23 protein-coding genes are annotated in these 26,165 nt (G+C 51.7%); 2 read left to right on the top strand and 21 right to left on the bottom strand.

Annotated features, from left to right (window positions below; translation table 11 throughout):
• Nucleotides 1-34: 34 nt before the first annotated feature.
• The 5 genes from KDN35_RS15110 to KDN35_RS15090 form a co-directional block, all read right to left on the bottom strand.
• Nucleotides 35-2,143: an ABC transporter ATP-binding protein gene (locus KDN35_RS15110; RefSeq protein ID WP_212133147.1), complete on the bottom strand. Its 2,109-nt coding sequence runs from the start codon at nt 2,141-2,143 to the stop codon at nt 35-37.
• Between the two features lie 2 nt (nt 2,144-2,145).
• Complete coding sequence (locus KDN35_RS15105; RefSeq protein WP_212133124.1) at nt 2,146-3,909, bottom strand: ABC transporter ATP-binding protein; 1,764 nt, start codon at nt 3,907-3,909, stop codon at nt 2,146-2,148.
• A 528-nt stretch (nt 3,910-4,437) separates the two neighbouring features.
• A complete protein-coding gene (locus KDN35_RS15100) occupies nt 4,438-5,262 on the bottom strand; it encodes an ABC transporter ATP-binding protein (RefSeq protein ID WP_212133123.1) in 825 nt (274 codons plus the stop codon).
• 21 nt (nt 5,263-5,283) lie between these two features.
• Nucleotides 5,284-6,309: a FecCD family ABC transporter permease gene (locus tag KDN35_RS15095; RefSeq protein ID WP_171563958.1), complete on the bottom strand. Its 1,026-nt coding sequence runs from the start codon at nt 6,307-6,309 to the stop codon at nt 5,284-5,286.
• The gene (locus tag KDN35_RS15090; RefSeq protein ID WP_371808863.1) at nt 6,306-7,310 is read right to left on the bottom strand and encodes a FecCD family ABC transporter permease; all 1,005 of its coding nucleotides are present in this window, start codon (nt 7,308-7,310) and stop codon (nt 6,306-6,308) included. Before KDN35_RS15090 ends, KDN35_RS15095 begins: the two co-directional genes overlap by 4 nt.
• Nucleotides 7,311-7,327: 17 nt before the next feature.
• Between KDN35_RS15090 and KDN35_RS15085 the strand changes: the two genes are divergently transcribed.
• Nucleotides 7,328-7,549 carry a hypothetical protein gene (locus tag KDN35_RS15085; RefSeq protein WP_171563882.1) on the top strand — a complete coding sequence of 74 codons (222 nt, stop codon included), beginning with the start codon at nt 7,328-7,330 and terminating at the stop codon, nt 7,547-7,549.
• Between the two features lie 80 nt (nt 7,550-7,629).
• Nucleotides 7,630-8,007: a hypothetical protein gene (locus KDN35_RS15080; protein ID WP_212133122.1), complete on the top strand. Its 378-nt coding sequence runs from the start codon at nt 7,630-7,632 to the stop codon at nt 8,005-8,007.
• Between the two features lie 79 nt (nt 8,008-8,086).
• Here the strand turns inward: KDN35_RS15080 and KDN35_RS15075 are convergent, their stop codons facing one another.
• The 16 genes from KDN35_RS15075 to KDN35_RS15000 all read right to left on the bottom strand — a co-directional run bounded on the left by KDN35_RS15075 (nt 8,087) and on the right by KDN35_RS15000 (nt 25,916).
• Nucleotides 8,087-9,349, bottom strand: coding sequence for a PTS ascorbate transporter subunit IIC (locus KDN35_RS15075; protein WP_171563955.1), 1,263 nt, complete (start codon nt 9,347-9,349; stop codon nt 8,087-8,089).
• A gap of 7 nt (nt 9,350-9,356) precedes the next feature.
• The gene (locus tag KDN35_RS15070; RefSeq protein ID WP_171563954.1) at nt 9,357-9,632 is read right to left on the bottom strand and encodes a PTS sugar transporter subunit IIB; all 276 of its coding nucleotides are present in this window, start codon (nt 9,630-9,632) and stop codon (nt 9,357-9,359) included.
• Complete coding sequence (locus KDN35_RS15065) at nt 9,629-11,677, bottom strand: BglG family transcription antiterminator (protein ID WP_212133121.1); 2,049 nt, start codon at nt 11,675-11,677, stop codon at nt 9,629-9,631. Before KDN35_RS15065 ends, KDN35_RS15070 begins: the two co-directional genes overlap by 4 nt.
• 286 nt (nt 11,678-11,963) lie before the next feature.
• The gene (locus KDN35_RS15060) at nt 11,964-13,466 is read right to left on the bottom strand and encodes a malate:quinone oxidoreductase (RefSeq protein WP_171563952.1); all 1,503 of its coding nucleotides are present in this window, start codon (nt 13,464-13,466) and stop codon (nt 11,964-11,966) included.
• Between the two features lie 418 nt (nt 13,467-13,884).
• Nucleotides 13,885-15,150, bottom strand: coding sequence for an MFS transporter (locus KDN35_RS15055; protein ID WP_212133120.1), 1,266 nt, complete (start codon nt 15,148-15,150; stop codon nt 13,885-13,887).
• A 168-nt stretch (nt 15,151-15,318) separates the two neighbouring features.
• Complete coding sequence (locus KDN35_RS15050) at nt 15,319-15,771, bottom strand: VOC family protein (protein WP_212133119.1); 453 nt, start codon at nt 15,769-15,771, stop codon at nt 15,319-15,321.
• On the bottom strand, nt 15,758-16,687 hold the full coding sequence (locus tag KDN35_RS15045; protein ID WP_212133118.1) for an AraC family transcriptional regulator: 930 nt from the start codon (nt 16,685-16,687) through the stop codon (nt 15,758-15,760). The genes KDN35_RS15050 and KDN35_RS15045 overlap by 14 nt, the downstream gene beginning before the upstream one ends.
• A 168-nt stretch (nt 16,688-16,855) precedes the next feature.
• Entirely contained in the window at nt 16,856-17,311 is a 456-nt protein-coding gene (locus KDN35_RS15040; protein ID WP_212133117.1) for a ferritin-like domain-containing protein, read from the bottom strand.
• 137 nt (nt 17,312-17,448) lie between these two features.
• Nucleotides 17,449-19,071: an MFS transporter gene (locus KDN35_RS15035; protein WP_212133146.1), complete on the bottom strand. Its 1,623-nt coding sequence runs from the start codon at nt 19,069-19,071 to the stop codon at nt 17,449-17,451.
• Nucleotides 19,072-19,297: 226 nt separating this feature from the next.
• Nucleotides 19,298-20,521 carry an MFS transporter gene (locus KDN35_RS15030; protein WP_212133116.1) on the bottom strand — a complete coding sequence of 408 codons (1,224 nt, stop codon included), beginning with the start codon at nt 20,519-20,521 and terminating at the stop codon, nt 19,298-19,300.
• A gap of 8 nt (nt 20,522-20,529) precedes the next feature.
• Nucleotides 20,530-21,426, bottom strand: a complete 897-nt coding sequence (locus KDN35_RS15025) for an NAD(P)-dependent oxidoreductase (RefSeq protein WP_212133145.1) — start codon at nt 21,424-21,426, stop codon at nt 20,530-20,532.
• Between the two features lie 121 nt (nt 21,427-21,547).
• Nucleotides 21,548-22,129, bottom strand: coding sequence for a TetR/AcrR family transcriptional regulator (locus tag KDN35_RS15020; RefSeq protein WP_171563946.1), 582 nt, complete (start codon nt 22,127-22,129; stop codon nt 21,548-21,550).
• Between the two features lie 623 nt (nt 22,130-22,752).
• Nucleotides 22,753-23,940 (bottom strand): MFS transporter, encoded by a 1,188-nt coding sequence (locus KDN35_RS15015; protein ID WP_212133115.1) that lies wholly within the window; start codon nt 23,938-23,940, stop codon nt 22,753-22,755.
• A 128-nt stretch (nt 23,941-24,068) separates the two neighbouring features.
• A complete protein-coding gene (locus KDN35_RS15010) occupies nt 24,069-24,371 on the bottom strand; it encodes an ArsR/SmtB family transcription factor (RefSeq protein ID WP_171563944.1) in 303 nt (100 codons plus the stop codon).
• A gap of 148 nt (nt 24,372-24,519) precedes the next feature.
• On the bottom strand, nt 24,520-25,005 hold the full coding sequence (locus KDN35_RS15005; RefSeq protein ID WP_249179132.1) for a MarR family winged helix-turn-helix transcriptional regulator: 486 nt from the start codon (nt 25,003-25,005) through the stop codon (nt 24,520-24,522).
• Complete coding sequence (locus tag KDN35_RS15000; RefSeq protein WP_212133114.1) at nt 24,963-25,916, bottom strand: quinone oxidoreductase family protein; 954 nt, start codon at nt 25,914-25,916, stop codon at nt 24,963-24,965. Before KDN35_RS15000 ends, KDN35_RS15005 begins: the two co-directional genes overlap by 43 nt.
• Nucleotides 25,917-26,165 lie beyond the last annotated feature (249 nt).

The following is a 26,165-nucleotide window of genomic DNA, read 5'->3' as shown; positions in this document are numbered from 1 at the left end:
AACGATCAAGAAACCTCCTGATAAAGGAGGTTTTTTACACCGTGCCCGGAGACAGTGTCCCTGTCTTCTCGCCCATTGACACCCGCTCTCCCTGCTGCAGCTGATACATGTGATAATAGCGGCCGCCCAGCTTCATCAGCGTCTCGTGGTCTCCCCGCTCCACGATTTCGCCCCGGTCCAGGACGAGAATCAGATCGGCATGTTTGATCGTCGACAGCCGATGGGCGATGATAAACGTCGTCCGCCCCTGTTTCACCACGTCCAGCGCCTCTTGAATAATCGCTTCTGTCTCCGTGTCAATGTTGGAAGTGGCTTCGTCAAGGATCAGGATGGCGGGATCAAATGCAAGCGCGCGGGCAAACGAGATGAGCTGCCGCTGTCCCGCCGACAGGGTGCTGCCTTTTTCCACTACGGGCTCGTCGATGCCGTTGGGCAAATGCTTGAGCAGGCGATCCGCTCCAATCTCGCTCAGCACCTGTTCCACCCGCTCCCGGGAGATGGCAGGATCACCAAGCGACACGTTGGACGCGATCGTTCCCGTAAACAGGAACGGGTCCTGCAGTACGATACCCATGTGCTCCCGCAGGGTCTGACGGGGTATCTCGCAAATGTCCCGATCGTCGATGGCAATGCGTCCGCGGCTAGCGTCGTAAAAACGAAAAAGCAGGTTCAGGATGGAGCTTTTCCCGGACCCCGTATGTCCGACCAGCGCCACCGTCTGTCCCGGCATCGCCTCAAACGAAATGCCCTTGAGCACGTACTCGTCATCCTTGTAGGCAAACCAGACGTCCTCGAAGGTCACTTTCCCCTTGAACCGCTCCATCCTGTCGTCCGAGACATCTTCGCCCTTCTCGTCCAGCAAGACGAATACCCGCTCTGCGGAGACAAGCGCGGTCTCCAGGTTGGGCAGCTGATTCACAATGCCGACAATCGGCTGAAACAGCCGGTTCAGATAATCGACAAACGCATACAGCACGCCAAGCGAGATCGCTCCCTCCACTCCGGAGATGGAGACACCGCCAAAATACCAGATCAGCGCCACAAAGGCGATCGTCCGAATCAACCCGACAAGATTGTGGCCGGTCAGGGCGTTTAAGCTGAGCAGCTTGCTGCGGTACGTGAAGTGGCGGGTATTGTGCTCCTCAAACTCCCGCTCTGTCTGTTTTTCCCGGCGAAACGCCTTAATCACCGCAATGCCCTGGATCGATTCGTTGATCATGGCGTTGATTTCGCTGAGGGTGGAGCGAATGACACGGTTGTACCGCTTGGCATACAGCCGGTAGACATACATCCACACCGCCAGCACGGGCACGATGAACAGGCAGATTGCCGCCAACCGGACATCCAGCACGAATAGCGCGGCAAACACCCCGATCATGTAAATTGAACCGGTGAAAAAGTTGGCCAATACCGACACGTACAGCTCTCGTATTGACTCGGTGTCGTTGGTGATCCGCGACACGACCTTCCCCGCCGGCAGATTGTCAAAATAGCGGATCGGCAGCCGGTGAATGTGAGCAAACACGTCCGTCCGCATTTTGCGGATGATGCGGTTGGCCGTGGCCTGCAGCAGGTACCGCTGACCGTAGCTGAACAGCGCTGACAAGACGACCAACCCGAAATAGAACTGGCAGAGGTGAAGCAGCCCGTTCATCTCCGGTCGGAAAAACATATACATCTCTCCGACCGTCAGCCTGCGTGCTTCGTAGGTCTGCCTTTGCTCCCCATTTGTAATCAGCAAGCGCCCGTCTTCCGTGATGGATCGATCACCGTCAAAAGCAAGCGGGCTTTCGACAAAATAGTAGTCCCGGTTCACCTGCAGGACCCTGACCTCCGCACCGCGCGGCTCGTCTGCTGCAAAGCGGTCCGCCCGTTTGTACAGCTTTTCGCCGTACGCGACCGCATACGCCCCTTCCGCTTTCGTTTCGTACCAGGGCTGCTCGATGCCGGAAATGTGCACATCGATCATCCGCTTGGCGATCAGCGGCCCGGCCAGATCCGTGCCCACGGCCACGGCGAGCATGAGCAGCGCCAGGATCAGCGAGGTCTTGAAATGCAGTGCGTATCGAATCAGCCGCCTGCCTGTTTTGGCCAGGCTGCCAGCAGTCCGGTCCATCTCCAAATCAAACGTTTTCCTCTCCATACTCACGTTTGGTTCACCCTGCTTCCGGTCAGTATTGCTTCCACCTGCTGGCGTTCAAACTGCTCTTTGTACCAGCCGTCTTGTTTCATAAGCTGATCGTGCGTCCCCCGCTCCACAATCCGTCCTTCGTCGAGCACCAGGATGAGATCGGCGTGTTGAACAGCGGAGAGCCGGTGCGCCGCGATGATCGTGGTTTTGCCGGCACGCGCTCGGCGGATGTTGGCGATGATCTCCGCCTCTGTCCGCGCGTCCACCGCCGACATCGCATCGTCCAGGATGAGAATGGGCGGATCGCTAATCAGCGCCCGTGCGATGGAGACCCGCTGTTTCTGTCCGCCCGAGAGCGCGACGCCTTTTTCCCCGACAAGCGTTTCCAACCCGTGCGGCAGGTAAGCCAAGTCCTTTTGAAACGCCGACGCCGCGATCGCCTCGTCCAACTGCTCCGCTGTCGCACCGCCACTGCCAAAAAGAATATTGTTTCTCACCGATCTTGAGAACAAAAACTGCTCCTGCGGCACATACCCGTACCACGATTTCAGCTGATCCATGTCAATCCGCTCGATCGGGATGCCGGAGATGGTGATCACCCCTTCTCCCGGCGGATATTCCCGCAGCAATTGCTTGATGAGCGTCGTTTTGCCGCTGCCAGTGCGTCCCACCAGCCCCAGCGTCTGTCCTTTTTCCAGGGTAAAGGTCACGTCCTCCAAATTGTTGACGGCAGACGTCGGATACCGAAATGTCACGTGCTTAAATTCGATTCGTTCGGGACGTTCCACCGCGATCGTCTCCTTTGGTTCGGGAACGTCAGGAGGACAGTTGAGCGTTTCACTGACCCGGTCCAGAGAGGCATTGCCGCGCTGCATGATGTTAATCATCTCGCCGATCGCGAACATCGGCCAAATCAGCATGCCCAGGTAAACGTTGAAGGCCACCAGACCGCCGATCGTCAATTCGTTGTGAAAGACCAGGGAGGCCCCGTACCCAAGCCCGATCAGGTAACTGGCCCCGACAAATATCTTGATCGTCGGCTCGAACAGGGCGTCGATCCTGGCCACGGCCAGATTCTTCTCCAGCACGTTCCGGGTCACATCGGCAAAATGCCTCTCTGCCGCCCGCTCCTGCACGTACGCCCGGATTACGCGAATGCCCGAGATCGTCTCCAGTACGCCGTCATTCATCTCGCCAAACGCATCCTGCGCCGCCGTAAACCGCGCATGCATCCATTTCCCGTAAAAACTGATCAGCACCGCCATGATCGGCATCGGCAATACAGCCGCCAGCGTCAGCTTCCAGGAGACAAACGAAACCATCGTCACCAGGAGCGTCGCCATCCACACCGTGGAGTCAATGAACGTCAAAATCCCAAAGCCGGCCGTCTGCGAAATCGCCTGCAGGTCGTTCGTTGCCCGGGCCATCAAGTCACCTGTACGGTTCCGTTCAAAAAAGGGCGGGCTCATCTTGAGAAAATGGCGCATCAGCCGGGACCGCATCAGCCGCTCCACCACAAAGGCCCCTCCAAACAGCTGATACATCCACACGTAGGTGATGATGTACACGGCCACTGCGATTACACCCAGCAAGATCAGCGTCTGTGTCAACCCTGCCCACGTCAGCGTCCCGTGCTGAATGGCGTCAATCGAACGGCCCACTATCATCGGCGGCATCACCTCCAGGATGCCGGCAAAGATGAGCAGCGACACGGCAAGCGTATACCGTTTCCACTCGCGCCTGAAAAACCATCCCAGCTTTTGTATGACCGACAGCATGTGGTTTCCCCTCCTCTTCTCATGTCAAGACGAAAAAGCACACCACTCGGGAGCGGTGTGCTTGTCACAACGATTGAAGTTAAGAAAATCGCATGCCACGAGGGTGCGTGACCTGCGCCTGCTTACGCATATGCAGCAAAAATGATACGTGTGCACTGTACTGCTCTTGGCGTCAGAAGGGAGGTCACATCATGAGCTATGGAATTGTGACCGGCATCAAACGAAATCCAATTCCGGATCATGACAGACACCCCTCCTTTTCAGAAAATTTTATCGTTGCGTATACTGGTACGGTAACATGAATGGATACCACTGTCAATTCCTTTTCCCGCGACGGGCCATCGCCACTGTCCTCCCTGGTTCGTCCAGGGGAAGCCGTCAGACGGTTAATGCGTGCTCGCCGATCCTTCCGATGTCAGCATTTGACAGAACCATCTGTTCTGGCAAGCCGCAGCAAAAAAGAAAAACACGGTGCGACCAACCGTTCTCCGTCGCTTGTACCGTGTTCGTTTTGATTGAAAATCAGGTTCATGCCCCTTTTTCATGCGAATGCGCTCGTTCAACCGATGCATGCGCCAACCCATACGGCAGGCACAGCGGCACCCCCGTTCGGGGGTCGGCAACAATATCCGCTTCAATCCCGAATACTTCACGCAGCACGTCATGCGTCATCACCTGATCGGGAGCGCCTTCGCAAACGACCTTGCCCTTTTTGATCGCGATCATGTGCTGGGCGTAACGCGCCGCATGGTTCAGGTCATGAACCACCATGACAATCGTGCGCTGTTCCTCTTGATTCAGCTTGTGCAGCAGTTCGAGAACTTCCAGTTGGTGAGCCATGTCCAGGAACGTCGTGGGCTCATCGAGAAACAAGAAATCGGTTTGCTGGGCCAGCGCCATGGCGATCCATGCCCGCTGCCGCTGCCCACCGGACAGTTGTTCAACCGGGCGGTCACGAAATTCCACGATGCCTGTGACCTCAATCGCCCACTGAATGATTCGCTTGTCCTCCTGCGTCAACGAACCGAATCCTCTCTGGTGAGGAAACCGCCCGTAGCCGACCAGCTCGGAGACGGTAAGCCCGTCGGGGGCCGTTGGATTTTGCGGCAAAATGGCAAGCTGCTTCGCCACTTCCTTGGTCGACTGGCTGTGAATGGCCTTCCCGTCCAGGAAAACGGCCCCGTCTTTCGGCTTCATGATCCGCGCCAGCGTCTTGAGGATCGTAGACTTCCCGGAACCGTTGGCACCCACCAGGGCCGTGATTTTCTCCGTGGGAATGCTCAGATTCAACTGTTCCACAATGATGCGATCACCATAGGCGATATCTACCTGCTGTGCATACAGACGTCCCATAAACACTTACGCCTCCATTCATCAGGTCTTCATCAGCAAATAGATGAAGTACGGTGCGCCAATAACGGCCACGACAATGCCGACGGGAATCTCCGAGGGCTGCAGAATCCAGCGAGCCAGTGTGTCCGCCACGATTAACAGCAGTCCTCCCGTCAGTGCGGAAGCAGGAATCAGATACTGGTGATGGGGACCGACCAGCCGCCGCGCCAGGTGAGGCGCAATCAGACCGACAAAGCCGATGCCGCCTCCGACCGACACGCTTGCGCCCGCTAACCCGACCGCTGCGGCAAGCAGTCTGATCCGTTCCCGTTCCGTGGACGTGCCAAGACCAATCGCGAGCGGTTCTCCCAAGCGCAGGATATCCATTACCCGCGCTTTCACCATGACATAGGGAAGCAGGATGATGAGCCAGGGCAGCAAAGCCAGGACAAAGTGCCAGTTCGCTCCCCAGATGCTGCCCGCCAGCCACACGGAAACAAACTGAAATTTTTCGGGATTCAGCTTGATCGTAAGCACGATCATGGCGGCGCTAATGCCCGCAGAAACGGCAATCCCCACCAGAATGAGCCGCGTCGGCGCAACGCCCTGTCCCTTTCGGAAGGCCAGGGAGTAGATGAGTGCGGCAGTCAGGGAAGCGCCTGCAAATGCACACAACGGCAGCAGGTAAACAGGCGCGCCTTCCGTCATCGGATAAAAGGAAATAACCAGGATCACCGCGAGGCCTGCCCCTGCGCTGATTCCCAACAAGCCCGGATCAGCCAGTGCATTCCGGGAAACGCCCTGCAATATCGCCCCGGAGACAGCCAACCCCGCTCCCACCAGCACAGAAAGAACGATACGAGGCAGCCGAAAGTCAAACAAGACAAGCTCCTGTTTCTCGGTGCCTGCGCCTGCCAGCGTCTTCATGACATCCCACGGCGAGAGTTTGATAAACCCCGTGTTCATGCTGATGAAAAACGACGCAAACATCAATACGCCCAGCACGGCCATAACCTTGGCTGCGCGGATTTTTCGCCGGTTTTCCACGGACCCTGCCATCGCTTTCATCCCAATTCCCTCCTTTCCCTGCGGGCCAAGCAGAGGAAAAAGGGCACGCCGAGCAGGGCAATCAGGGCGCCTACCGGCGTTTCGTAAGGCGGATTGATCATTCTCGCGCCAATATCGGCAAACACCATGAGCACACTGCCTAGCACGGCAGAGCACGGAATGATCCACCGGTAGTCTACGCCTACCAAAAAACGAGCCACATGCGGGATAACCAAACCGATAAAGCCAATCATGCCGACCGTAGACACCGCCGCCCCCGCCAGGATTAAAACGATCACGGCACCGGCGAGCTTGACGCGACCTGTTCGCTGCCCCAAACCGGCTGCCATTTCTTCTCCCAGACTAAACACCGTGATGGAACGGGAAAGCATCAGGGCCGCGACCAAACCAGCCACAATCCACGGGAACATGATCCTGATGTGAAGCCACGTGGCTCCCGCTACGCCGCCTGCGTACCAGTAGGCCAGTTCCTGCCCCACCTGGTAGTAGATCGCCACGCCTTCGCTGAGGGCCACGAGCAGGGCGCTGACGGCTGCGCCAGCCAAAGCCAGCCTGACCGGAGTCAATCCTCCTTTGGCCAGGGAACCGATCCCATACACCAGCCCCGCCCCCAGACCGGCGCCGAGGAAGGAGAACAGGATCACGTACGGAAAAGGCAGGCTGGGCCACAATGCAAAACAAAGCGCCAACACGAAGCCCGAACCGGCATTCACGCCGAGAAGGCCGGGGTCTGCCAACGGGTTGCGGGTCATCCCCTGCATGATCGCGCCCGCCACGGCAAAACCGGCGCCAACCAGCGCTCCGCACAACGCCCGAGGCAATCGCAACTCCTGAATGATTTGGTGCTGTGTCACATCTGACTGAAAATGAAAGAGCGCTTCCCATACTGTCAGCAGGTGAATGTCAGCTGTCCCAACGGAAATCGAAAGGGTCAAACCAAGCACAAGCAGTATCAACCCGGCGAAGAGAATGAACAAAGCCAAAACGGGCCGAGTTTGCATGGGGGGTTTTGGTTTGGATGCTGCTGACATTTGTGAAACCCACTTCCATTCATTCCGTAATCATGATTGTCGCTGCCACATTTAGACAGGTTAATGATAATGGTTTTCATTTGCATCTGTCAATAATCAAGCCGTTACTTGCCAGTACCTTTCTTTCCGAAAAAAATACAGCGAGACCCTTGGAGGATCTCGCACGGGTGAAGCCGTATGGTTTACTCAACTGGAGCCATGCCGAATGAAAAGGTTAATTTCAGAGGAGAGTACGATTTGTACGGACTCACTGAAAGGGGCGGAATGCACAATCGTGAATTTCTGGGATATGGAGCGCGTGTTTCGATTCAAGGATGCAGAAGCCTGGGACCTGACAATCAACGAGAAGCGCTGCAGATTAATGATTATGGATCTGCGCAGACCCCCTTCTCAAGAGGATTATCCATACCTGAATGAAGACATAGAGAGTCGAGAGAACCACATCAAATGCCATATTGTAACACCGCATTCACTTGATGCTGCGGAAAAAGATGAGCTCTGTTCCATCATTGGTGTGTTTCTGTCTCACGTGGCACAAGCCCATTGCAGTTGGAATATTGAATTCTATGAAAATCAACGTGTGGAACACGTAACAAAAACGCTTCTATCAGCAATCACCTCTCATTCGCCAGATGAACTGAACTTCACCTTCTTCTCCCAAGACTAGAGAGCATCAGCAGAATGGAAAACCCCTTCCCGCCGTACGTTCGCTTCCATACGGTGGAAAGGGGTTTTGTCAAATCTTATTAATTGAACAGAGCCATTACTTTGCCCAGGATAATCCCGACAAACCCGAAGTCGGCATCACCAAACGTGGTTCCTTCAACCCCCAGCGAGCCGAGCACCGGCAGCAGCATCGCCGGCAAAAAGCTGATCAAGAGGCCGTTGACGAATGCCCCGGCGATGGCGCCGCGCCGTCCGCCTGTCGCATTTCCAAACACGCCGGCCGCAGCCCCTGTAAAGAAGTGCGGGACAAGACCCGGCACAATAATTTTCAATCCGAACAGGGGCAGCAGGAACATGGAGATCAGTCCCGCAATAAAGCTTACGAAAAATCCGATGACAACCGCATTGGATGCGAACGGAAAGACCGTTGGGCAATCCAGTGCCGGAATGGCATTGGGCACCAGTTTTTCCGCGATCCCTTTAAATGCGGGCACAATTTCCGCGAGCAAAATCCGCACCCCTGCCATGACAATGTACACACCTGCTGCAAACGTAATCGCCTGCATGATGGCATACACCACATAATTCTGGCCAGCGCTCAAATTCTCTTCCACAAAAGCAGGCCCCGCTGCAATGGCCACGACGACAAACAGGACCGTCATGGTTAACGAGACGGACACCGATGTATCCCGCAAGAAACCGAGCGATTTTGGCACTTTGATATCTTCTGTCGATTTTTCCGGGTTCCCGACGACTTTTCCGATATAGCCTGCCACCAGGTAACCAATGGAACCGAAGTGCCCCATCGCAATGTCATTGTTCCCCGTGATTTTCCGCATAAACGGCTGCAGCATGGCAGGAGACAGGACCATCACGGAGCCAAGAATCAGCGATCCAATGACCACCAACGGGACTCCTTTGACACCGCCCGTAGATAAAATGACGGCAATCAGACAAGCCATAAACATGGTATGATGACCGGTTAAGAATATGTATTTAAAAGGAGTCAAGCGGGCAAGCAAGATGTTGACGATCATCCCAAACAGCATGATCAACGCCGTTTCCGCGCCAAATGTTTGCTGCGCCAGGGCTACGATAGCCTCATTGTTGGGAATAACCCCCTGGATGTGAAACGCTTCGTCAAACATACTCCCGAAAGAACCCAGTGCACCAACCAAGATTCCTGCACCGCCTGACAGGATCAAAAAGCCCATGACGGTTTTCAAGGTTCCCGATACGACGTCTGCCACGCCTTTACGCTGCAGCAGCAACCCGATCAGGGCAAACAAGCCTACCAATATGGACGGTGAGCCCAGGATGTCTTTCATGATCAAGTCGAGCATCCATACATCATTCCTTTGCGAAGTATTGTTGTAAAGCTTCCTTGATTTCGTTCTGGTCCAAAATGTTTTTCAGGCCAATCACGTAACGTTTGCCGTTTTCCAATTGACTGACAATATCTTTTGAACCCATATACACATCAGCCTGTTCCGTTTTGCTCGTAGCCAGATCGGTATGGGATACTTCCGCCTGAATGCCCATTTCCCCCAGAATTTTCTTTACATTCATCTCCACGATAAAGCTGCTGCCCAATCCATTTCCGCATACAACCAGAATCTTTGTCATGCTTCTGTCCCCCTGTTGTTGGAATACTTTGAGATATAGTGAAGAATGGTTTCCTTGTCTTGCGCACCAATGATCCTGTCGATATTGTCTTCTTCCGACAGCATCATCGACAGTTGGGCCAATGCTTTGAGATGGGTCTCATTATCGACGGCAGCCAGGACGATGATGAGCTGTGCATCACGCTCCTGCGTGTTTGAAAATGAAACCGGCTGTTTCAACCGAAGCAGACTCATGCCGATTCGATTTACCCCCTGCTCCGGTCTCGCGTGCGGCAGCGCCACCCTGGGTGCGATCACGATATAGGGACCATTTTCTTCTACATTGGCAATCATCGCTTGCACATACGCTTCTGTGATGGACTGGCTTTTCAGGAGCGGCTCGGCTGCCAGACGAATCGCTTCCTTCCAATCGCTCACGGAGTCTTTTAGCTGGATGTATTCTTCTTGCAACAACTCGTCGAGCATCGGCTTTCTCTCCCTCATGATCTGTTTCTGCTGGTGCAGTACTTGCCTGATTTCCTCTGCCAACTGTTCTTCGTTTTCCACGACCGCATATTTTTTCACAATATCGACGATCGTTTGCGCCGTTATATGCGAGGGCGCACGATGGGTAACCGCTTCCATCTCATTTAGTAACTGCAACTTGTCGCGATCTGTTAAGATCGGGTTCACCAAGATGATCCGATGACGCGGGTTCGCAATTTTGGTTGTGGACACAACCAAATCCACGTCTCCCCGAAAGTCATCATACTCCCTGAGAGTGATCGGCCCGAGCAGATCGATGTTGGAAAACAACCCGTCCAACTGCTGTACCAGTATGCGCGACGTGCCGACCCCGTTTGCGCATACCAGCAGCACCCGCCTCAGGGTGGTTGCGGCGATACCTTGCCGGCGCATCCATCCCCCAAAATGGACCGTGATATAGGCAATCTCATCTTCGCTGATGGATTTGCCGACCAACTTCTCCAAGGGGGAAATGCTTTTTTTCGTAAGTTCGTAAATATCACGGTATTGGCGCAGGATCACGTCCTTCAACGGGTTGGTGACGTCCATGTCGTAAAGAAACCGATAATAGGCTGGCTGCAGGTGAATATACAAATTGTGTTCCAACTGAACACGCTGATCAAATACAACACAAGCCCGCATCTCAAACAGATCAACCATATCGGTAATCGCCTGTCTTAACGCGGGAATTTCATACGCTTCCGCCAATTTCCCGAAGCGGTGCACCTTTGCGCTTAACAGCAGTGTGGCCAGATAACACTTTTCATCCTGCGGGAGCCGCAGCGGCAAGACCTTCTCCAAAGTCTGCACAACCTGGTAATGTATGGTATCCATGATGCGCTTGATCCGCCTCTGCGGAAAAGCAATCGCATTTCCTCCCATGACCCGCTGCACGCAATACGTAAAGAGGTAGCTAAGTGACTTCACCGTATCTTCGGCAAACTGGACCTGCAAATGCTTTTCGCAATCGTTCAACCACTGCATGATGATGTCGGGAATCAGGACGTCGGGATCGTCCTCATGGAGATCCTGCAAAAGCAAGTCTTGACCTTCATGCAGCAGGGAATGAACATGGTGACTGATCAGATTGCGAATCGTCAATTCATCGCCGGAAATTTTATACCCGCAAGCGTAGGAGTACGAGAGGCGCAAACCGTGCTTTTTCACTTCTGCTCTGACCTTTTTGAGATCGTTCAGAATCGTATTGCGGCTGACACCTGTCTTCTCCATGCACTCGTGCGTGGTAATGCGTTGATTTGCCAGAAGTATATACAACAGCAAATAGATTTGCCTGTCTTCCGGTCGCAGGGCATACACATTCGGCTTCTTGTCCCCGATGATCCGGGCTGCTGCCTGTCTGCTGCTTTCATCCAAATAGTAGCCTTTTGCATAGATGTACTGGACTCGCGGCAGACCTGCTTCTGTAAGCCATTCATTGATTTTATGGATGTCGTAGTACAACGTTCGTCGCGAGATCGAGAAATGCTCCATCAATTCCTTGACGGACAGGGAATGACGAGACTGCACAAGAAGTTGCAACATTTGCATCGTTCTTTTGTCTAACATGGCGGCCACCTTTAGCACAAAATCATGCACAAATTGCTGCACTTACTGATTGATTGTACGTCTCTATGGTTCTACTTTACATCAAATCTGCTTGTACAGTTAGACCGAATTTACCCCACGTGAATGTGCAAAAATTGTGCTCACAGCACAAAAAAGCCCGCCTGTCGCGGCGGACGACAAAAAAAAAGAACCTTTAATCCGCGCGAAATTTAGCAGATTAAATGTTCGAAGATAGGCAATGGCTTGTCTGTTGCGTCTACTTTCAGCTGTAGACCAGTTCTTTTTCGACCAGACCCAGCGTCTGCTCGGTCGACTTTTGAATTTCTTGCAGCAGTTGCGGGTTATCTGCAAGCGACACCCCATAAGACGGAATCATTTCGGTTATTTTCCGTCTCCACTCATTCATTTGCTGCGGGAAGCATTTTTCCAATACCTCCAGCATCACATGAACAACCGTAGAAGCACCCGGAGAAGCCCCGAGCAGCGCAGCTACCGAGCCGTCAGCAGCCGTAACCACTTCCGTACCGAATTGAAGGGTGCCTTTGCCGCCTTCCTTGGTGTCCTTGATCACCTGCACACGTTGACCCGCTACCACGATATCCCAATCTGCGCTGTTGGCAGTCGGAATAAACTCGCGCAGTTCTTCCATGCGCTGTTCATTCGACAACAGAACCTGCTGGATCAGATACTTGGTCAGTGCCATTTCTTTTACGCCTGCTGCCAGCATCGTCAGGACGTTGTCCGGTTTTACGGATCGGATCAGATCAAAATAAGAACCCGTTTTCAAAAACTTGGGTGAGAAGCCGGCAAACGGTCCAAACAGCAGCGTTTTTTGATTCTCAATATATCTGGTATCCAGATGCGGAACAGACATCGGTGGAGCGCCAACCTTGGCTTTGCCGTATACTTTTGCATGGTGCTTTGCGATCACGTCCGGATTTTTACATACCATGAACAGTCCGCTTACCGGGAAACCGCCAATGTGTTTTGCCTCCGGAATCCCCGTTTTTTGCAGCAGCGGCAGGCTTCCGCCCCCTGCCCCGATAAACACGAATTTTGCCGTATGGGTTTCGATCTGACCGCTGTCGAGATCGTGCACCTTCACACTCCACGAACCGTCGCTCGCACGTGTAATATCCTTTACGTGATGCTTGTAGTGAATCTCGACGTGCTGCTTCTGCAAGTGCTCAAACAGCATGCGCGTCAACGCACCAAAGTTGACATCCGTTCCTGAGTCAATTTTCGTGGCCGCGATCGGTTCATTCACGGTACGGCCTTCCATGATCAGCGGGAACCATTCCTGCAATGTAGCCGGGTCATCGGAAAACTCCATTCCTTCAAACAGCGGGATGTTCGACAGCGCTTCAAAACGTTTTTTCAAGAACGCGACATTTTTTTCCCCTTGTACGAAACTCATATGGGGAATGGGCATGATAAAATCTTTCGGATTCCGAATCAGATTACGTTTGACGAGATAAGACCAAAACTGTTTGGAAAGATGAAATTGTTCGTTGATTTTAATCGCTTTGGTAATATCGACAGACCCGTCCGATTTTTCCGGTGTATAGTTAAGCTCACAAAGAGCAGCATGGCCCGTCCCTGCATTATTCCATTCATTCGAGCTCTCATTACCTGCGACCGGGAGTTTCTCAAACACTTTGATCTCCCAATCCGGTGCTAACTCTTTCAGCAATGTTCCCAAAGTCGCACTCATGATTCCGGCACCAATCAAGATAACGTCTGTTTTCTTCTGGATATTGCTCATGATACCCCTTCCTTTTAAAAGAGTAGGCGCTCCTGCATAGACATTACAAAAGGAAGGCCCCCCACCTCGGAACACACCGTCAAAATTCGACCATCATACTCTATTATGATACCTATGGTTGCAAATATCTACTATAAACTGATGGGGATTCTCCATTTGGGGGCTGGTAATGATGGGTAGTTGCTTGCGAGAGGCTGAAAACACCCAAAAAAACTAGCCTTACCCCGGCTTCTGACAAGGGGTAAGGCGAGTATGTTTGTTTGCGAATGTTGTTTTGCCTGCCAACTACTTTTGAGCATCAAGAATAAACAGTGATGCATCCTGACCCATGAATATGTTGCTTCCGGTGTTTTTTGAATGCAATCATCCCCCATTTAAGCTGGACAAGTACAGAACCATTTGTCATCCAGTCATACCTTTAGATTGTGTTCTCTAAGGTCGTGTTCCTTTCCTCACTGCTTTTGATCTCATACGCACGAACGTTGGAACGTGCAAGACAAATGGACACGATTAGCAAGATAAAGGCAGTGCACATGAACGCGATCCTCGTCCCGTATGCATCGGCCAACCCGCCAAGCAGCAAGGCCGATAACGGGAAAGATACCGTTAAAATCATGCGAAATGCAGCATTAATCCGTCCCATAAATTCATTTGGTATTTCCAACTGACGGATCGTAAAAGTATAGACGACGCGAATCGTTGCAGCCATGGTAATAATGCCGTAGCCGATCAAAGGCATGAACCATCCTGTCGGGATTACCATGATGCAGCCGCCGATAAACATTGCATTCGAGACGTGGATAATCGCTCGGCCGATCGGCATGCGTTTTAATAACAGCGGCGCGCAAACAGACCCGATTGTCGTCATAATGCCAATAACCGAATACATCGTTCCTACCAACAAAGCGTTATGCAGTTCGTTTGCCAAATAAAATCTCATCACCGTGTGCAGTGCTCCGACAGCCAAATTGCTGAGCCCTCCAATGAAGGCCAACACCCAAAGAATCTCCGAGCGGAATAAAAACGTGATCCCTTCCTTAATGTCAAGGAAAACGGTTTGCCATGTCATGCGTGTCCTGGCTTTTTCGTTCTGCAGCGTGATGGGCAGGATGGTCACGACAATCAATGTGAATAAATACGAGAGACCATCAATATACAGCGACTCGACCGTTCCGACCAATCCCACGAGCGCGCCTGCGATAACCGGTCCCAACATGGTCGTGATATTGTCCATTGACCGATACAAGGAGTTTGCAGCGGTAAGTTGTTCTCTTGCTACCAATTGCGGAATGACTGAAAAGTCTGACACCAAATCAAACATGATCATGAAGATCGACAGACAAAACCCAATTACAAAGAGCCAGATAACATTCAGCAATCCCACCTTATACAACAAGGGAATCAAGCAGACCAAAATCATCCTGGCAAAATCGGACCGGATTAATACTTTTCGACGATCCCATCGATCAACGAAGACCCCCAAGAATGGACCGACCAGGACAAAAGGCAGCATTTCAACTGCCCACATCGTACTCATCCAACCTACGGAACCGGTCATTTCAAACAACAGCCAGGGCAACGCAAACAGGTAGATTTGACTTCCGATCTTGGAAAAAAATGAGGCGATAAAATATATCGCAAACCATTTATTTTTAAATAGATGCCCTTGTTTAACTGCACTCATGAAAGGAGTCTCCTTATAATCTAATCGCCGACTGTATTCCTATTTTTTCCTTATAATTTTATTCTACCCAAATCCCTATGACATTGGAAAGAGGTGCCCCCCCTGCGAGACACCTCTTTCCTGACGGTCTCGGCTTTCGAAACCCTCCCGGATTTGAGCCCAACCGCCTTATGACGATTGCTGTTTTTGGTATTTTCCGTCAGCTTTCCGAAGCCCTTCATCCCACGATTCAGCGGGAAGCGATTCTATCAGTTCAATCAGGTTTCCATCCGGGTCCCGCAGGTGTGCGGTGCGAATTCCCCAGCCTGGACGGTCCTGAACGTCTGTAATCATGGAGATGCCTTCCGCTTTTAAGCGGGCTGCGGTTGCGTCAAGATCGTTCACCCTCACAATCAACGCAAACCGATCCTGGGCATCCGAAGCGACCGGGAGATGGTCTGTACCTACAGCCTCAGCCATTTCGCTGCGAGAGAAGATCGCGAATTGGCTTTCCGCCGTGCCAAAACTGGCATATCCCCCGCCCAGTTCGCCCCACAGGACCGGGAAACCCAGCTTTTCGTGATAAAAGGTAAAGCACTCATCAAAACGGGTTACCAGCAATCGTACGTTATCCAGTTTCATTGGCAAACTCAGCCTCCTCACTCGTTTCAATACGATGATAGGCCGGAAATGACCTGTCCGTATTGAACAAATCGGACATGCTCGCTCGCCTGATGTAATGTCCGGGAGACATGCCCGCGAGTGCGCGGAAATCCCGGACAAAGTGCGCCTGATCGGCATACCCGCATTGATACGCCAAGTCAGCCCCCTGGATCTGGCCTGTGCTTTTGGCGATCAAATCAACAGCTCGTTGAAACCGTACGACGCGACAAAACTGTTTGGGGCTGCAGCCTGTCCACATTTCAAACCGCCGCAACAATTGCCGGGGGCTCACCGCTTCGCGGGCGGCCAGTTCATGAATCCGAACATTCCCGGAATGGCGGTACATCTCATGCAACACGTTGGCGACCAGCGGATCGAACGGTTCGTCAGGGGAAACCGAAAGCCGCTGCTGCAAAGCCGCGTCCAACACCCGAATCCGTGTCGGTAGGTCCTCCGCGTCCGCCAGCCGATCCAACAGACGCAGCGCACCGTCTCCGAACAGTTCGGTCAGGGACGGGGAGCTCCCGCCTCGATACAGGGACAGCGGCGAGCGAAGAAATGGCACGGCTCCTCCCGGACGAAAGCGGACCCCAAACCATGCGGTGTCAGGACCCGGATAGATGGTGAAGGCGGACTCCATCACCCCGGACAGATGTCCGGAAACCGTACGATGACGGGATACGGTAAACACGAAGTCAAAACATCCGTCAGGGATGACGAGAATGTCGTCGAATTCACCTGTGTCATCTTCAGCACGTGTTGTCACACTCCAGTAGCAGGCAATACGCGGCCGTAAAGACGGACTCGGCGAATACTCCCGGTACTGGACGGAACTCCGGCCGGATACCGGCAGTCCTTGCGATGGAGTAAACCATTTCACCAGGTGTTCATGCATTTTCTCTCCATCCTCCTCACGTCCCACTCTTCTTCATTCTATCCAAAATTTTTTGACAAATGAAAGCAGAAAAAAGAGCCGCCCCTTGGAAGGCGCCTCCTTTGTGGAAGTCCTCGTTCATTTGGCGATCTCGTCGCGGTGATAGGGGTTGCTCCGCTTATGTTGACGTCAGGAAGTTGGTAACAACTGCAGCTGTTTCTTCAGCTGATCGACGCGCTTTTGGTCTTCCTCCAGCACCGTATCCACAATTCGCTTGCTTTCCTCATCCAGGTCACCGGCTACCATTCTGTGCGAGAAGTGAATGCCGTATTTGTTCTCACCGAGCAGCGCGTCATGCAGAATGTCCCTTGAATTCTGTGGTGGCTCCCGAAATGTTTGCATCCATTCCCTCAACTCGCCCATAACGCCCACACCATCTACTGCCTGACCGCCCAAATCCTGAATGCGTTTGGCAATTTTCTGCGCGCCCAGTTTGGCATGTTGCTGGAACTCTTGCAGCAGCTCCCTTACTTTCGGCTCCTTGGCATGTGAAATCAGGTACTCGTATTGATGGATGCCCATATACCTTCCTTGCAAAAACCTGTTCAATTCCCGGATGACGCGCTGTCGCTGTTTCTCGTCCATACGTTATCCCCCTTTTTGGGAATAGTATGTCCAACAGCTGCTCAACTGCCTCCTCGAAAAGAAACAAAAAAGAAGAGGCATCCAATCGCGGTGCCTCTTTTCAGGCTGATATGCAGTGCCTGCGTACCATCGTAGTTTTATTGACTTGATGCGGAAACCTTTTTGCGCAAGGGTGCCAAGATAAGCGAAACGAGGATGACGAGCACACTTAACACTGCCGCAGACCCGTACAGCCCACCGTAACCGATTTCTGCAGCCCTTTTTGTCACTTCCGACACACTGGCCAGGATCACTTCCTTTAATGCTGGATCTTGGATGGAGCGAATGATTTCATTCAATTGATTGGCGTCGAATGAATCCGCTTCGGAAGCCATCCGCTGTCCAATTTGCGCCAACTCGCCAAGTGCCTGCTGTGACAAGTTGGCCTTGGCGATGTTGTCTTGCAGGATATCGGGAAAATCCGTCTTGAACAGTTCCCCCATATTGTTGTAGCCGCGGGCAATAAAGCCTGCGTAAACGGTTGGCGCTATGGTCATGCCAACCTGGCGAAGCAGTGATAAGGACGCAAGGGCCGAACCTTTATTGGATCGTAACCCTTCTGTCGCCAGAATGTTTAACGGTGCGCCTAAGATGACACCGATTCCGATACCGGCAACCATGCTGGATATGACAAACTGCCATTTCGTTTCAATCCAGAAAGGAAACAAGGCAAACCCGACCGATGCGAGGAGTCCAGAGATGATCACCGTAAATACAGGACCTCGTTTCGATACGAGTGCACCCCCCAATCCGGCACCTACACCTGATGCCAGTGCCAGCGGCGTCATCCAGTAACCCGATTTTTCCGCCGGGATGCCCAGTACATTTTCTGTGAAACCAGGGATGAAAATCATCGCTGCCAAAATTCCGCCAGATAATGCACCAATGACAAGGACCAGCAAGAAGCGGGGCTGCTTGATTAAATACAATGGTAAGATCGGATCGCCATTTTGCTTGCGCGCGAATGCGGCCTCATACATGAACAAAACGACAAACAATCCGATTCCGGCACCGAGAAAACCGAACACTTCCGGTTGGGCAAGGCTTGTCCAGAAATCGATTTCGATGTTTGTCAAGCCATACATAAGCGACAAGATGGCAAACGATAAAATGACGGTTCCCACCAGATCCAAACGGCCAGGACTGGGATCAGACGATTCCACCAGCCGCATGATTGCCAAAATGAACAATCCAATGGCAATCGGCACGTTGATGAGAAATAAAATATGCCAATTCCCTGTTACGTCAAGCAAGAATGAACCGATGTTCGGTCCCAATATAGCGGCCACCCCGTTCATCGCGCCTAACAGCCCCAAATATTTGGCCTGCTTCGCCGGCTCAACCGTGCTTAAAATATGCGAGTTGCCGATAATGAAGATGCCGCCGCCGCCAAGAGCTTGAATGAAGCGTGCAGCCAAATAAAAGCTAAACGAGGGGCTAAGCGCTACCAACAACGAACCGATGCCGAACAAGGCGATTTCGATAATAAATAGTTTTTTTCTGCCATACCTGTCGGAAAGTTTGCCCACAATCGGCAAGCTGATCGCTAAACCCAGCGTGTAAATGGTAATCCCCCAGGCGCCCCAGTTATCGCTCACATCGAAATGACGATTAATGGTGGTAAGCGCTGAACTGATAATCCCGTTATCAAGCTGTGCCATAAATACGCCGATTGAAAATAAAATCAGCGCCCAATATTGGGAGGATTGTTTTGCCAACAGGATCACATACTAATGATTTCATGTTGTTTTGATTTTGGTGACAGACTACATTCAGCTTGTCCGGAAAGGCTGATATTTATTCTATTTCTTTCCATCCATATCACATTACCGTGAAACGAGAAAAACAATGGCTGCCACAGGTTGCTTGCGGCTAAACCTGTCGCAGCCCTCAAATCCCTTGCCCTCTAACCCCTTGGCGAGAAGGGAAACATTCATCAATTTGAAGCTATCCGAATGAACGGCGTTCAGGCTTAAAAGCGTAAGTCTTGCCTTTCCATACCGTGAACAAGGTGATCAGGCTAAGCAGTGCAACGGCCCAAGGAATTGATCCCGCTCCTGTGTGATCCAGCAGGAGACCGCCAATGACGCCACCTCCGGCCACTGCAAGGTTAAAGATGGTCACCAGCATGGATTGCGCCACATCAGCTCCCTCCCCTGCTGCATCCGCTATGGCCGTCTGCAGTAACGTCGGTGCGCCCCCGAAAGTCAAGCCCCAAATAGATACGCCTAGATAGGTTATCGCATGTGCTTCGCCAGCAATCCCCATTATGGATGATACCAATGCGAACCCAGCAAGGCTAATAAGTGTCAGGAAACGAAGCCGTACGTCTATAAACAGGCCGATAATCCAAATCCCGATTATAGATGAGCAGCCAAAGATTAGCAGGATGAGGTCCAAACGATCCACGAGCCCGACGTGAGCCATAAATGGCGCAATGTAGGTATAGAGGATGTTGTGAGCCAAAATCCATACAAAAACGACAAACAATACCGAGCGGATCCCAGGAAGCATGAAAACTTTGCGAATGGGCTGCCGTTGTTGGTACGCTTGCCCTGGATAATCGGGCACTGCAGCAAGTATCCATACGAACAGGGCAAGCGTAAGCATTGAAATCATTCCAAAGATAACCCGCCAATCGAGTAACGTTCCAAGCCAGGTACCAAGCGGCACGCCTAGAGATAAGGCGATAGGCTGACCGACTCCCACAATCGCCAATGCACGCCCCTGTAGATGATACGGCACCATTCTTCGCGCGTAACCGGCAAGCAGTCCCCAGGTCAACGCTGCGGCCATGCCCGCAACGAATCGAGCTCCTAATGTCACGAAATAGTCAGTGGCCAATGCAGTTACAGCGTTGAAAAGAAACAAGCCTCCGACTGCCAGTAACAATGCATGTTTTCTGCGCCAGCTGCGTGTCGCGGCTATAATCGGAATTGCCGCCACCACCGAGCCAAAAGCATAGAGCGACACGAGTTGACCCGACAACGCCTCTGAGATGCCAAAGTCCCTGCCGATTTGCGGCAGCAACCCCGCCGGCATCGTTTCGGTCAATATGGCGATAAAACCGGCCATTGTAAACGCCAGAAGTCGCAAAACGGGAAGCTGATCTGCAGCAGGTGCATCCTGAAAGTCAATGCCAGTACATTCATTATTTTTGACATTGTTCATAGCTCTACTCACACCAATCCGGATGCGGCCATATCCTTGTCTGAATGGCCCGCTTCGAACGCGCGTCGGAATCTCTCTAGCCCGGCAGCGGCAACATCCGCAGTGATGCCAGCCTGCTCAACAGCTTCCATAACCAGTTGGGCGTCTTTGAGCGCATTCGCAATCGAAAAACTGACAGGGTAATCATCTGCAAGTATTAAAGCAGCTTTAGACTGAAAAAATGCGCTGTCCATAGGTCCGCCTTTCACGACATCCACTACCAACGCCGGATCGACGCCAAGCCCCTTGGCTATTGCCAAGCTTTCAGCGACACCATGCGTCAACGCAAACGCCCAGTTGTTCAATGCCAGCTTGAGACGGCTGGCCGCTCCAATCCGCTCTGACACCCACACTGTCCGTTTGCCGATCGCGTCAAACACCGGCTGTACGGTATCCCGATCTTCAGTTGGTCCGGATGCCATGATGACAAGTTGTCCCTGTTCCGCTGGTTGACGGGTGCCCTGAATGGGGGCGTCAAACAACCTGAGCCCGCGCTGCTCGGCGAAGACCGCCAATTCATCGATCGCTTTGATGCCGACCGTACTCATCTGAATCCAGATAGCTCCTTTGGACAAACCGGAAGCAGCGCTTTCCATCACATCCAGCACGGACGCTCCATCCTTAAGCAGCGTAATGATAATATCCGCATCCTGCACAGCTTCCCGTGGCGATTCAAATACATCCACACCGGATGATGCAAGCGCCTCTGCCTTGCCACGTGTCCGATTCCATACACGCACGGAAAAACCATGCTTCTGTAAATTACGAGCCACTGGTGCACCAATGATGCCGGTGCCAAGTACGGTGATCGTTTTTCGATGTAATTTCATTTTAAAAACCTCCTTTTGGGAAAAAGGGCTCCGCATGTCGAACATGCTTCACGCCATTATGTTTTGGAACGATCATTACAAAACGTTGCAAAAAAATTCCTGCAAGGTAATGCAGGTTTTTCCAGTTGGATGCAGAGATGCTCTGCTCAATCCGCCTTTAAAGCGCCTGAATTGCAACATCCACCACATCAAGTAACAGTTGACGCCGGTTATGCCCAATATATCCTTTACTTAATACGCGCAACCCTTGAATCGTATTCAGTATGAAGCGAGACAGTGCGCGAGCATTCTTGTCTGAAGCAATTTCACCGTTTTCTTGGGCACGAGAAAATGCCTCGTATAATGCGGATTCCAATTCTTTAAAGTTTTGCGCCACAATAGCAGCGATTTCCGAATCATGACTTGCAAGCTCTAGTGCTGCGTTGGCAGTCATGCATCCGAGTCCTTTTTCTTTGCCAAGCTCTTCCTCGACGACATCCATCAATAGCAGCCTAACGCGCTCTTTTACTGAACCGGGTCCGGACAGCACCGCAATTTGCGATGCCTTCAACTCCTGATATCGGCGAAGCGTATGCTTATAAAGTTCGTGTTTGCTGCCAAAGGCATTATAAATACTGCTTCGTCCCAGTTCAGTGCCTTCCACCAAATCTTGAATCGAGGTCGCAGTATAGCCTCGTTGCCAAAAAACTTGCATGGCTGCATCCACTACATCATCTGGATCAAACTCTTTTGGGCGCAAATGCTCACCTCCTGTTCTGTTTTGAAACGTTCATTCCAAAACAAACATAAATCTTTATCGTCTTTCTGTCAAGATTGTGCAGGATCTCCTGTGTGGTCTCACTTTGAAGCTCGGCTATCCAGTGGTGGATTGGGCGGCGTCTTTATCGGGCGGTCAATTCGTTTAACTGAATCTCAAAAGTGCTAGAGATGGCTTGGATACATTTAACGTAAGTAAAGCAGGCGCAAAAAAAAGTAGTAAATCATGTAAATTATTGGTATTATGTTGAGGGTGGTCACATTTTATTGGTTTTCACCAATTTACCGCACTATCTCATGACCACTGATAAGGCTCGTCGCTCCATTTCATAAATCCCCATATCAAACATATCCAGGTGATAAATCCATGAACCATGACGAACGGTATTTTCATCATCTGGTCCAAATACTGCGATTATTATATTAATAATTTTGAATCCCTTATCAATTGTATAAAACGAATGTTCCGGGATCAGGACGAACCATGCGAATAAATGTTGTAAACTATTTTGCTTCCACCACCACTTATCCGCATCCTCGCGTCATGTAGGTAAAATGCATCATCTTCCGAAAACCAGAAGATGATGCACTACAGTCATTTAGACTTCATCCAGGATACTGTCCGGCACCTTGACTGCCGGCACTCATTCGCATCCTCAAGAACGACACCACCACGATCGCAATCGCGACTCCGACCATCCCCGCCCATGTAATGGATGACAGAGACACCCGGTCGACCATAACGCCTCCGATTGCAGCACCCGCAGCCATGGACAGCTGCATCATGGATTGGTTCAGGCTCAGCATGATTCCCGAATAATTCGGTTCAATCCGCACCAGATTGACTTGTTGCGTTGGACCGGAAGACCATGCCGAAAACGACCACAAGATCAGAAGGATGACAATCGGCAGCCACGAGTGCGTGTAGGTAACGGTTAGCGAGAGGAGAAGCAGCGCTATGACATGCAAGAGCATTCCCCCTGACAGCGTCGGGAATACCCCCCATTTGTCCGCACTGAAGCCGCCGAATTTGGAACCGACCAGGCTAGCGATGCCGAACGCCAACAGCACTCCGCTCAGCATTCCTTCTTTCAATCCGGCCACATTCAGCAGATACGGTGAAATGTAGGTGTAGGCGACCGAGTATCCGCCGAGCCAGAAAAAGGTAATCGTAAGCCCCAGCGCTACGTTTCCGTTTTTCAGGAAGGCCAGTTGCTTGGACAGCGGCATCGGTTTATCTCCCTGAACTCGGGGGAGGATAGCATACAGGATGAACATCGCCACCAGACCGGCCAGTGCCAATATGCCAAAAACAGACTGCCATCCGAATTGTGCTGCAACGATACGTCCAAGAGGCACGCCGATAATCAGGGAAGCGGTAAAGCCCATGACCACGGTAGCAATCGCGCTGGCTTGTTTGCCTGGGACAGCAATTTTCGCGGCGATGTCCAAAGCGGTTACCACAACCATTCCCGCGCCCAGAGCCATGATGACGCGAGCCGCGAGAAACGATGCATAGCCAGACAAAACGAAAGAGAGAATGTTCCCGATTACGAAGGCACCCATCGCCCAAACCAGCAGTTTTTGCCTTTCCACCTTCGCCGTCAACGCCATCAGGATCGGGGTGCCGATGGCGTACACAAGGGAAAAGATCGTGACCAACTGCCCCGCAGAAGTAACGGAAATCCCCATCGTATTCGAGATCTTATCCAGGATGCCGGAAATAACATACTCGGATGTCCCCACCAAAAAAGTGACCAACGCCAATAAATAGACTCTCCACGTGTTAGACATTGCGTTCACTTCTCCTTTTTTGTTCGAATAGGTACCAATGCAACAACTTTTATCAAATATACATATCGCGATATGTCGATTTGTTTAGCCAAATAAAAACTGAATACGGTTGAGGTATTCAGTTCAGACTAGAGCGTCTGATGTAAGTAATCAGCTATTTCTTTTATTTTCTCTTCGTTTCGTTTGTAGTACGTGTATTTGCCGATCCGATTGGTTCGAATCAGTCCGGCCCGCTGCAGAATGGACAAATACTGCGAAACCGTCGACTGTGTCATGTTCAACTTCTCCGTCACTTGACTGACACACACCCCGACTTCCCTCATATCCACTCCTTCGTGGGGCACAAAATGTTTTTCGGGCTCCTTCAGCCACTGTAAAATCTGTAACCTCGACTCGTTCGACAACGCCTTGAATACTTCAATTGGATCCATGGCTTTTATTATATCTACATTTTTCGATATGTCAATATCACTCAAGCACACAGGCGGGTCAACAAAGCCGGCAGCAAAAAAACAGCCCCTGTAACGGACCTTCATCCGCAACAAGGGCTGTCTTGCATCACGATTTGCACAAGAGGAGCTAGTCTAGCCGCTTCATCGTTTGGTATAGACGTCTTAAATTCATCAACATGCTTTCTTTATCCTCCGGAGTCCATTCAGCCAAAGCCTCTTGCATCATGCGCTCACGGGTACGGTTGATGATTGCAATGATTTCCTCCCCGTGTTTTGTCAATTCAGACACGCGTATGCGCGAATCCGAACGTGACGGATACGTATGAACCAACCCGGCATTCTCCAACTTGTCAATTTGCCGACTGACACTCGAATAACTTTTCCCCATCATGGCAGCCAATTCTCCAACACTCGTTGATTGGAGATGGGCGATCCCCACCAGGACGCGGAAGGCAGCAGCCTCCAAATTCACACCGGCCTTGGTAATCATTTTCAGATCACGATCCGGCCGATTGAGAAGGGAAACGATATCGATCAGCGCTTTGAAAATTTCACGTTCCATGCCATTTATTATACCGTAACCACCGGGCGGGGCGTCAATGGAGCGTTCCAAGCAGCTTCGATATCTTCCAAAGCAAACTCCGTTGTGGAAATGGTTAATTTGCCCGCGGCTGCCATCTCAAAAACCCCTTTTACCGCAGATAACATATCTGCTTTCGAAACGCTCTTGCCCCCGCTGCCTGCCAGTTCAATGGTTGATGCACGCAGAATTGATGAAGGCAACGGTATGCTTTCTTGACCAGATGCAGTGCCAATGCTCACGAAGCGGGTTGCACGATCCGTATTTACCTTGGCAACAGCTGACATGATGGCGATTGCACTGTCGCCCCAAAGGTAATCCAATACAACATCAACGCCTTCAGCCATAACGGGCATGAGAGCATGTTCAAAGCTGGTTTGTCCGTTCTCTGCTGTCATATCAAATGAAATGACTGTATCGGCTTCAAGCGCTTGTAATTTCGCTTCACTGCGCCCGGTTGCAATAATCTTCCTGGCTCCCAGCCCCTTGGCTATCTGAACCACCAAGCTGCCTGATGCCCCCGTGGCTCCATTAATCAAAACCGTTTGCCCGGACTTGAAGCCCGCTCGAAATACCAACGCCGCCCATGATGACATCGCCGGGTTGGCTATCGCGGCCGCAGTTACGTCATCAACACCGTCCGGCAAATGGACAATCAGCTTTTCACTCACCATGGTTTGTTCAGCCAAACTGCCATAAGGCCATGCAGGCATTGCAAAGTAGACACGAGTCCCATCTTCCAAGGTCCCAACGCCATCCATACCGGCCACCATTGGAAAGTTACCTTCAGAGGAGTAATGCATGCCGAGTGAACGGAACTTACTCACTCGACTCAAGGCTGCTGCCGAAACGTTAACGACAACGTTCCCCTCTGTCACAACGGGGGGATCAAAATGGCCCAGTACAGGAGGTGTTCCCTTCTCCTTCACGATCGCTGCCCTCATCGTAATTTCACCCTTCTTTCGCTCAAATTATGTGCGTTTTGCACATAATTGAGTATAGCACGAAATATGTGCATGATGCACATATTTTTCTGCCCAATGTGAAGACAGCTCCTGGGCAAGGGGCCGTACAATTTTATCCATGTATGCGAGCGACACCTGCGCTGCTTACACCCGTGGCACAAGATAAAACTCCCCCGCCGATTGTAGAGTGCACCCCTTAAAGTAGACATTGGAAAAACCCCTTGGGAA

This window comes from Brevibacillus sp. NL20B1 (assembly GCF_018195675.1).
In the GTDB taxonomy this organism is placed as follows: domain Bacteria; phylum Bacillota; class Bacilli; order Brevibacillales; family Brevibacillaceae; genus Brevibacillus; species Brevibacillus aydinogluensis.
This window is presented reverse-complemented; position numbering and strand designations above follow the sequence as displayed.

Bases quoted from the DNA above. Each gene is read 5' to 3' on its own strand.
- KDN35_RS15110 (WP_212133147.1), bottom strand. From the start codon at position 2,143: ATGGAGAGGAAAACGTTTGATTTGGAGATGGACCGGACTGCTGGCAGC.
- KDN35_RS15105 (WP_212133124.1), bottom strand. From the start codon at position 3,909: ATGCTGTCGGTCATACAAAAGCTGGGATGGTTTTTCAGGCGCGAGTGG.
- KDN35_RS15100 (WP_212133123.1), bottom strand. From the start codon at position 5,262: ATGGGACGTCTGTATGCACAGCAGGTAGATATCGCCTATGGTGATCGC.
- KDN35_RS15095 (WP_171563958.1), bottom strand. From the start codon at position 6,309: ATGAAAGCGATGGCAGGGTCCGTGGAAAACCGGCGAAAAATCCGCGCA.
- KDN35_RS15090 (WP_371808863.1), bottom strand. From the start codon at position 7,310: ATGCAAACTCGGCCCGTTTTGGCTTTGTTCATTCTCTTCGCCGGGTTG.
- KDN35_RS15085 (WP_171563882.1), top strand. From the start codon at position 7,328: ATGCTGCTGACATTTGTGAAACCCACTTCCATTCATTCCGTAATCATG.
- KDN35_RS15080 (WP_212133122.1), top strand. From the start codon at position 7,630: ATGGAGCGCGTGTTTCGATTCAAGGATGCAGAAGCCTGGGACCTGACA.
- KDN35_RS15075 (WP_171563955.1), bottom strand. From the start codon at position 9,349: ATGCTCGACTTGATCATGAAAGACATCCTGGGCTCACCGTCCATATTG.
- KDN35_RS15070 (WP_171563954.1), bottom strand. From the start codon at position 9,632: ATGACAAAGATTCTGGTTGTATGCGGAAATGGATTGGGCAGCAGCTTT.
- KDN35_RS15065 (WP_212133121.1), bottom strand. From the start codon at position 11,677: ATGTTGCAACTTCTTGTGCAGTCTCGTCATTCCCTGTCCGTCAAGGAA.
- KDN35_RS15060 (WP_171563952.1), bottom strand. From the start codon at position 13,466: ATGAGCAATATCCAGAAGAAAACAGACGTTATCTTGATTGGTGCCGGA.
- KDN35_RS15055 (WP_212133120.1), bottom strand. From the start codon at position 15,150: ATGAGTGCAGTTAAACAAGGGCATCTATTTAAAAATAAATGGTTTGCG.
- KDN35_RS15050 (WP_212133119.1), bottom strand. From the start codon at position 15,771: ATGAAACTGGATAACGTACGATTGCTGGTAACCCGTTTTGATGAGTGC.
- KDN35_RS15045 (WP_212133118.1), bottom strand. From the start codon at position 16,687: ATGCATGAACACCTGGTGAAATGGTTTACTCCATCGCAAGGACTGCCG.
- KDN35_RS15040 (WP_212133117.1), bottom strand. From the start codon at position 17,311: ATGGACGAGAAACAGCGACAGCGCGTCATCCGGGAATTGAACAGGTTT.
- KDN35_RS15030 (WP_212133116.1), bottom strand. From the start codon at position 20,521: ATGAACAATGTCAAAAATAATGAATGTACTGGCATTGACTTTCAGGAT.
- KDN35_RS15025 (WP_212133145.1), bottom strand. From the start codon at position 21,426: ATGCGGAGCCCTTTTTCCCAAAAGGAGGTTTTTAAAATGAAATTACAT.
- KDN35_RS15015 (WP_212133115.1), bottom strand. From the start codon at position 23,940: ATGTCTAACACGTGGAGAGTCTATTTATTGGCGTTGGTCACTTTTTTG.
- KDN35_RS15010 (WP_171563944.1), bottom strand. From the start codon at position 24,371: ATGGATCCAATTGAAGTATTCAAGGCGTTGTCGAACGAGTCGAGGTTA.
- KDN35_RS15000 (WP_212133114.1), bottom strand. From the start codon at position 25,916: ATGAGGGCAGCGATCGTGAAGGAGAAGGGAACACCTCCTGTACTGGGC.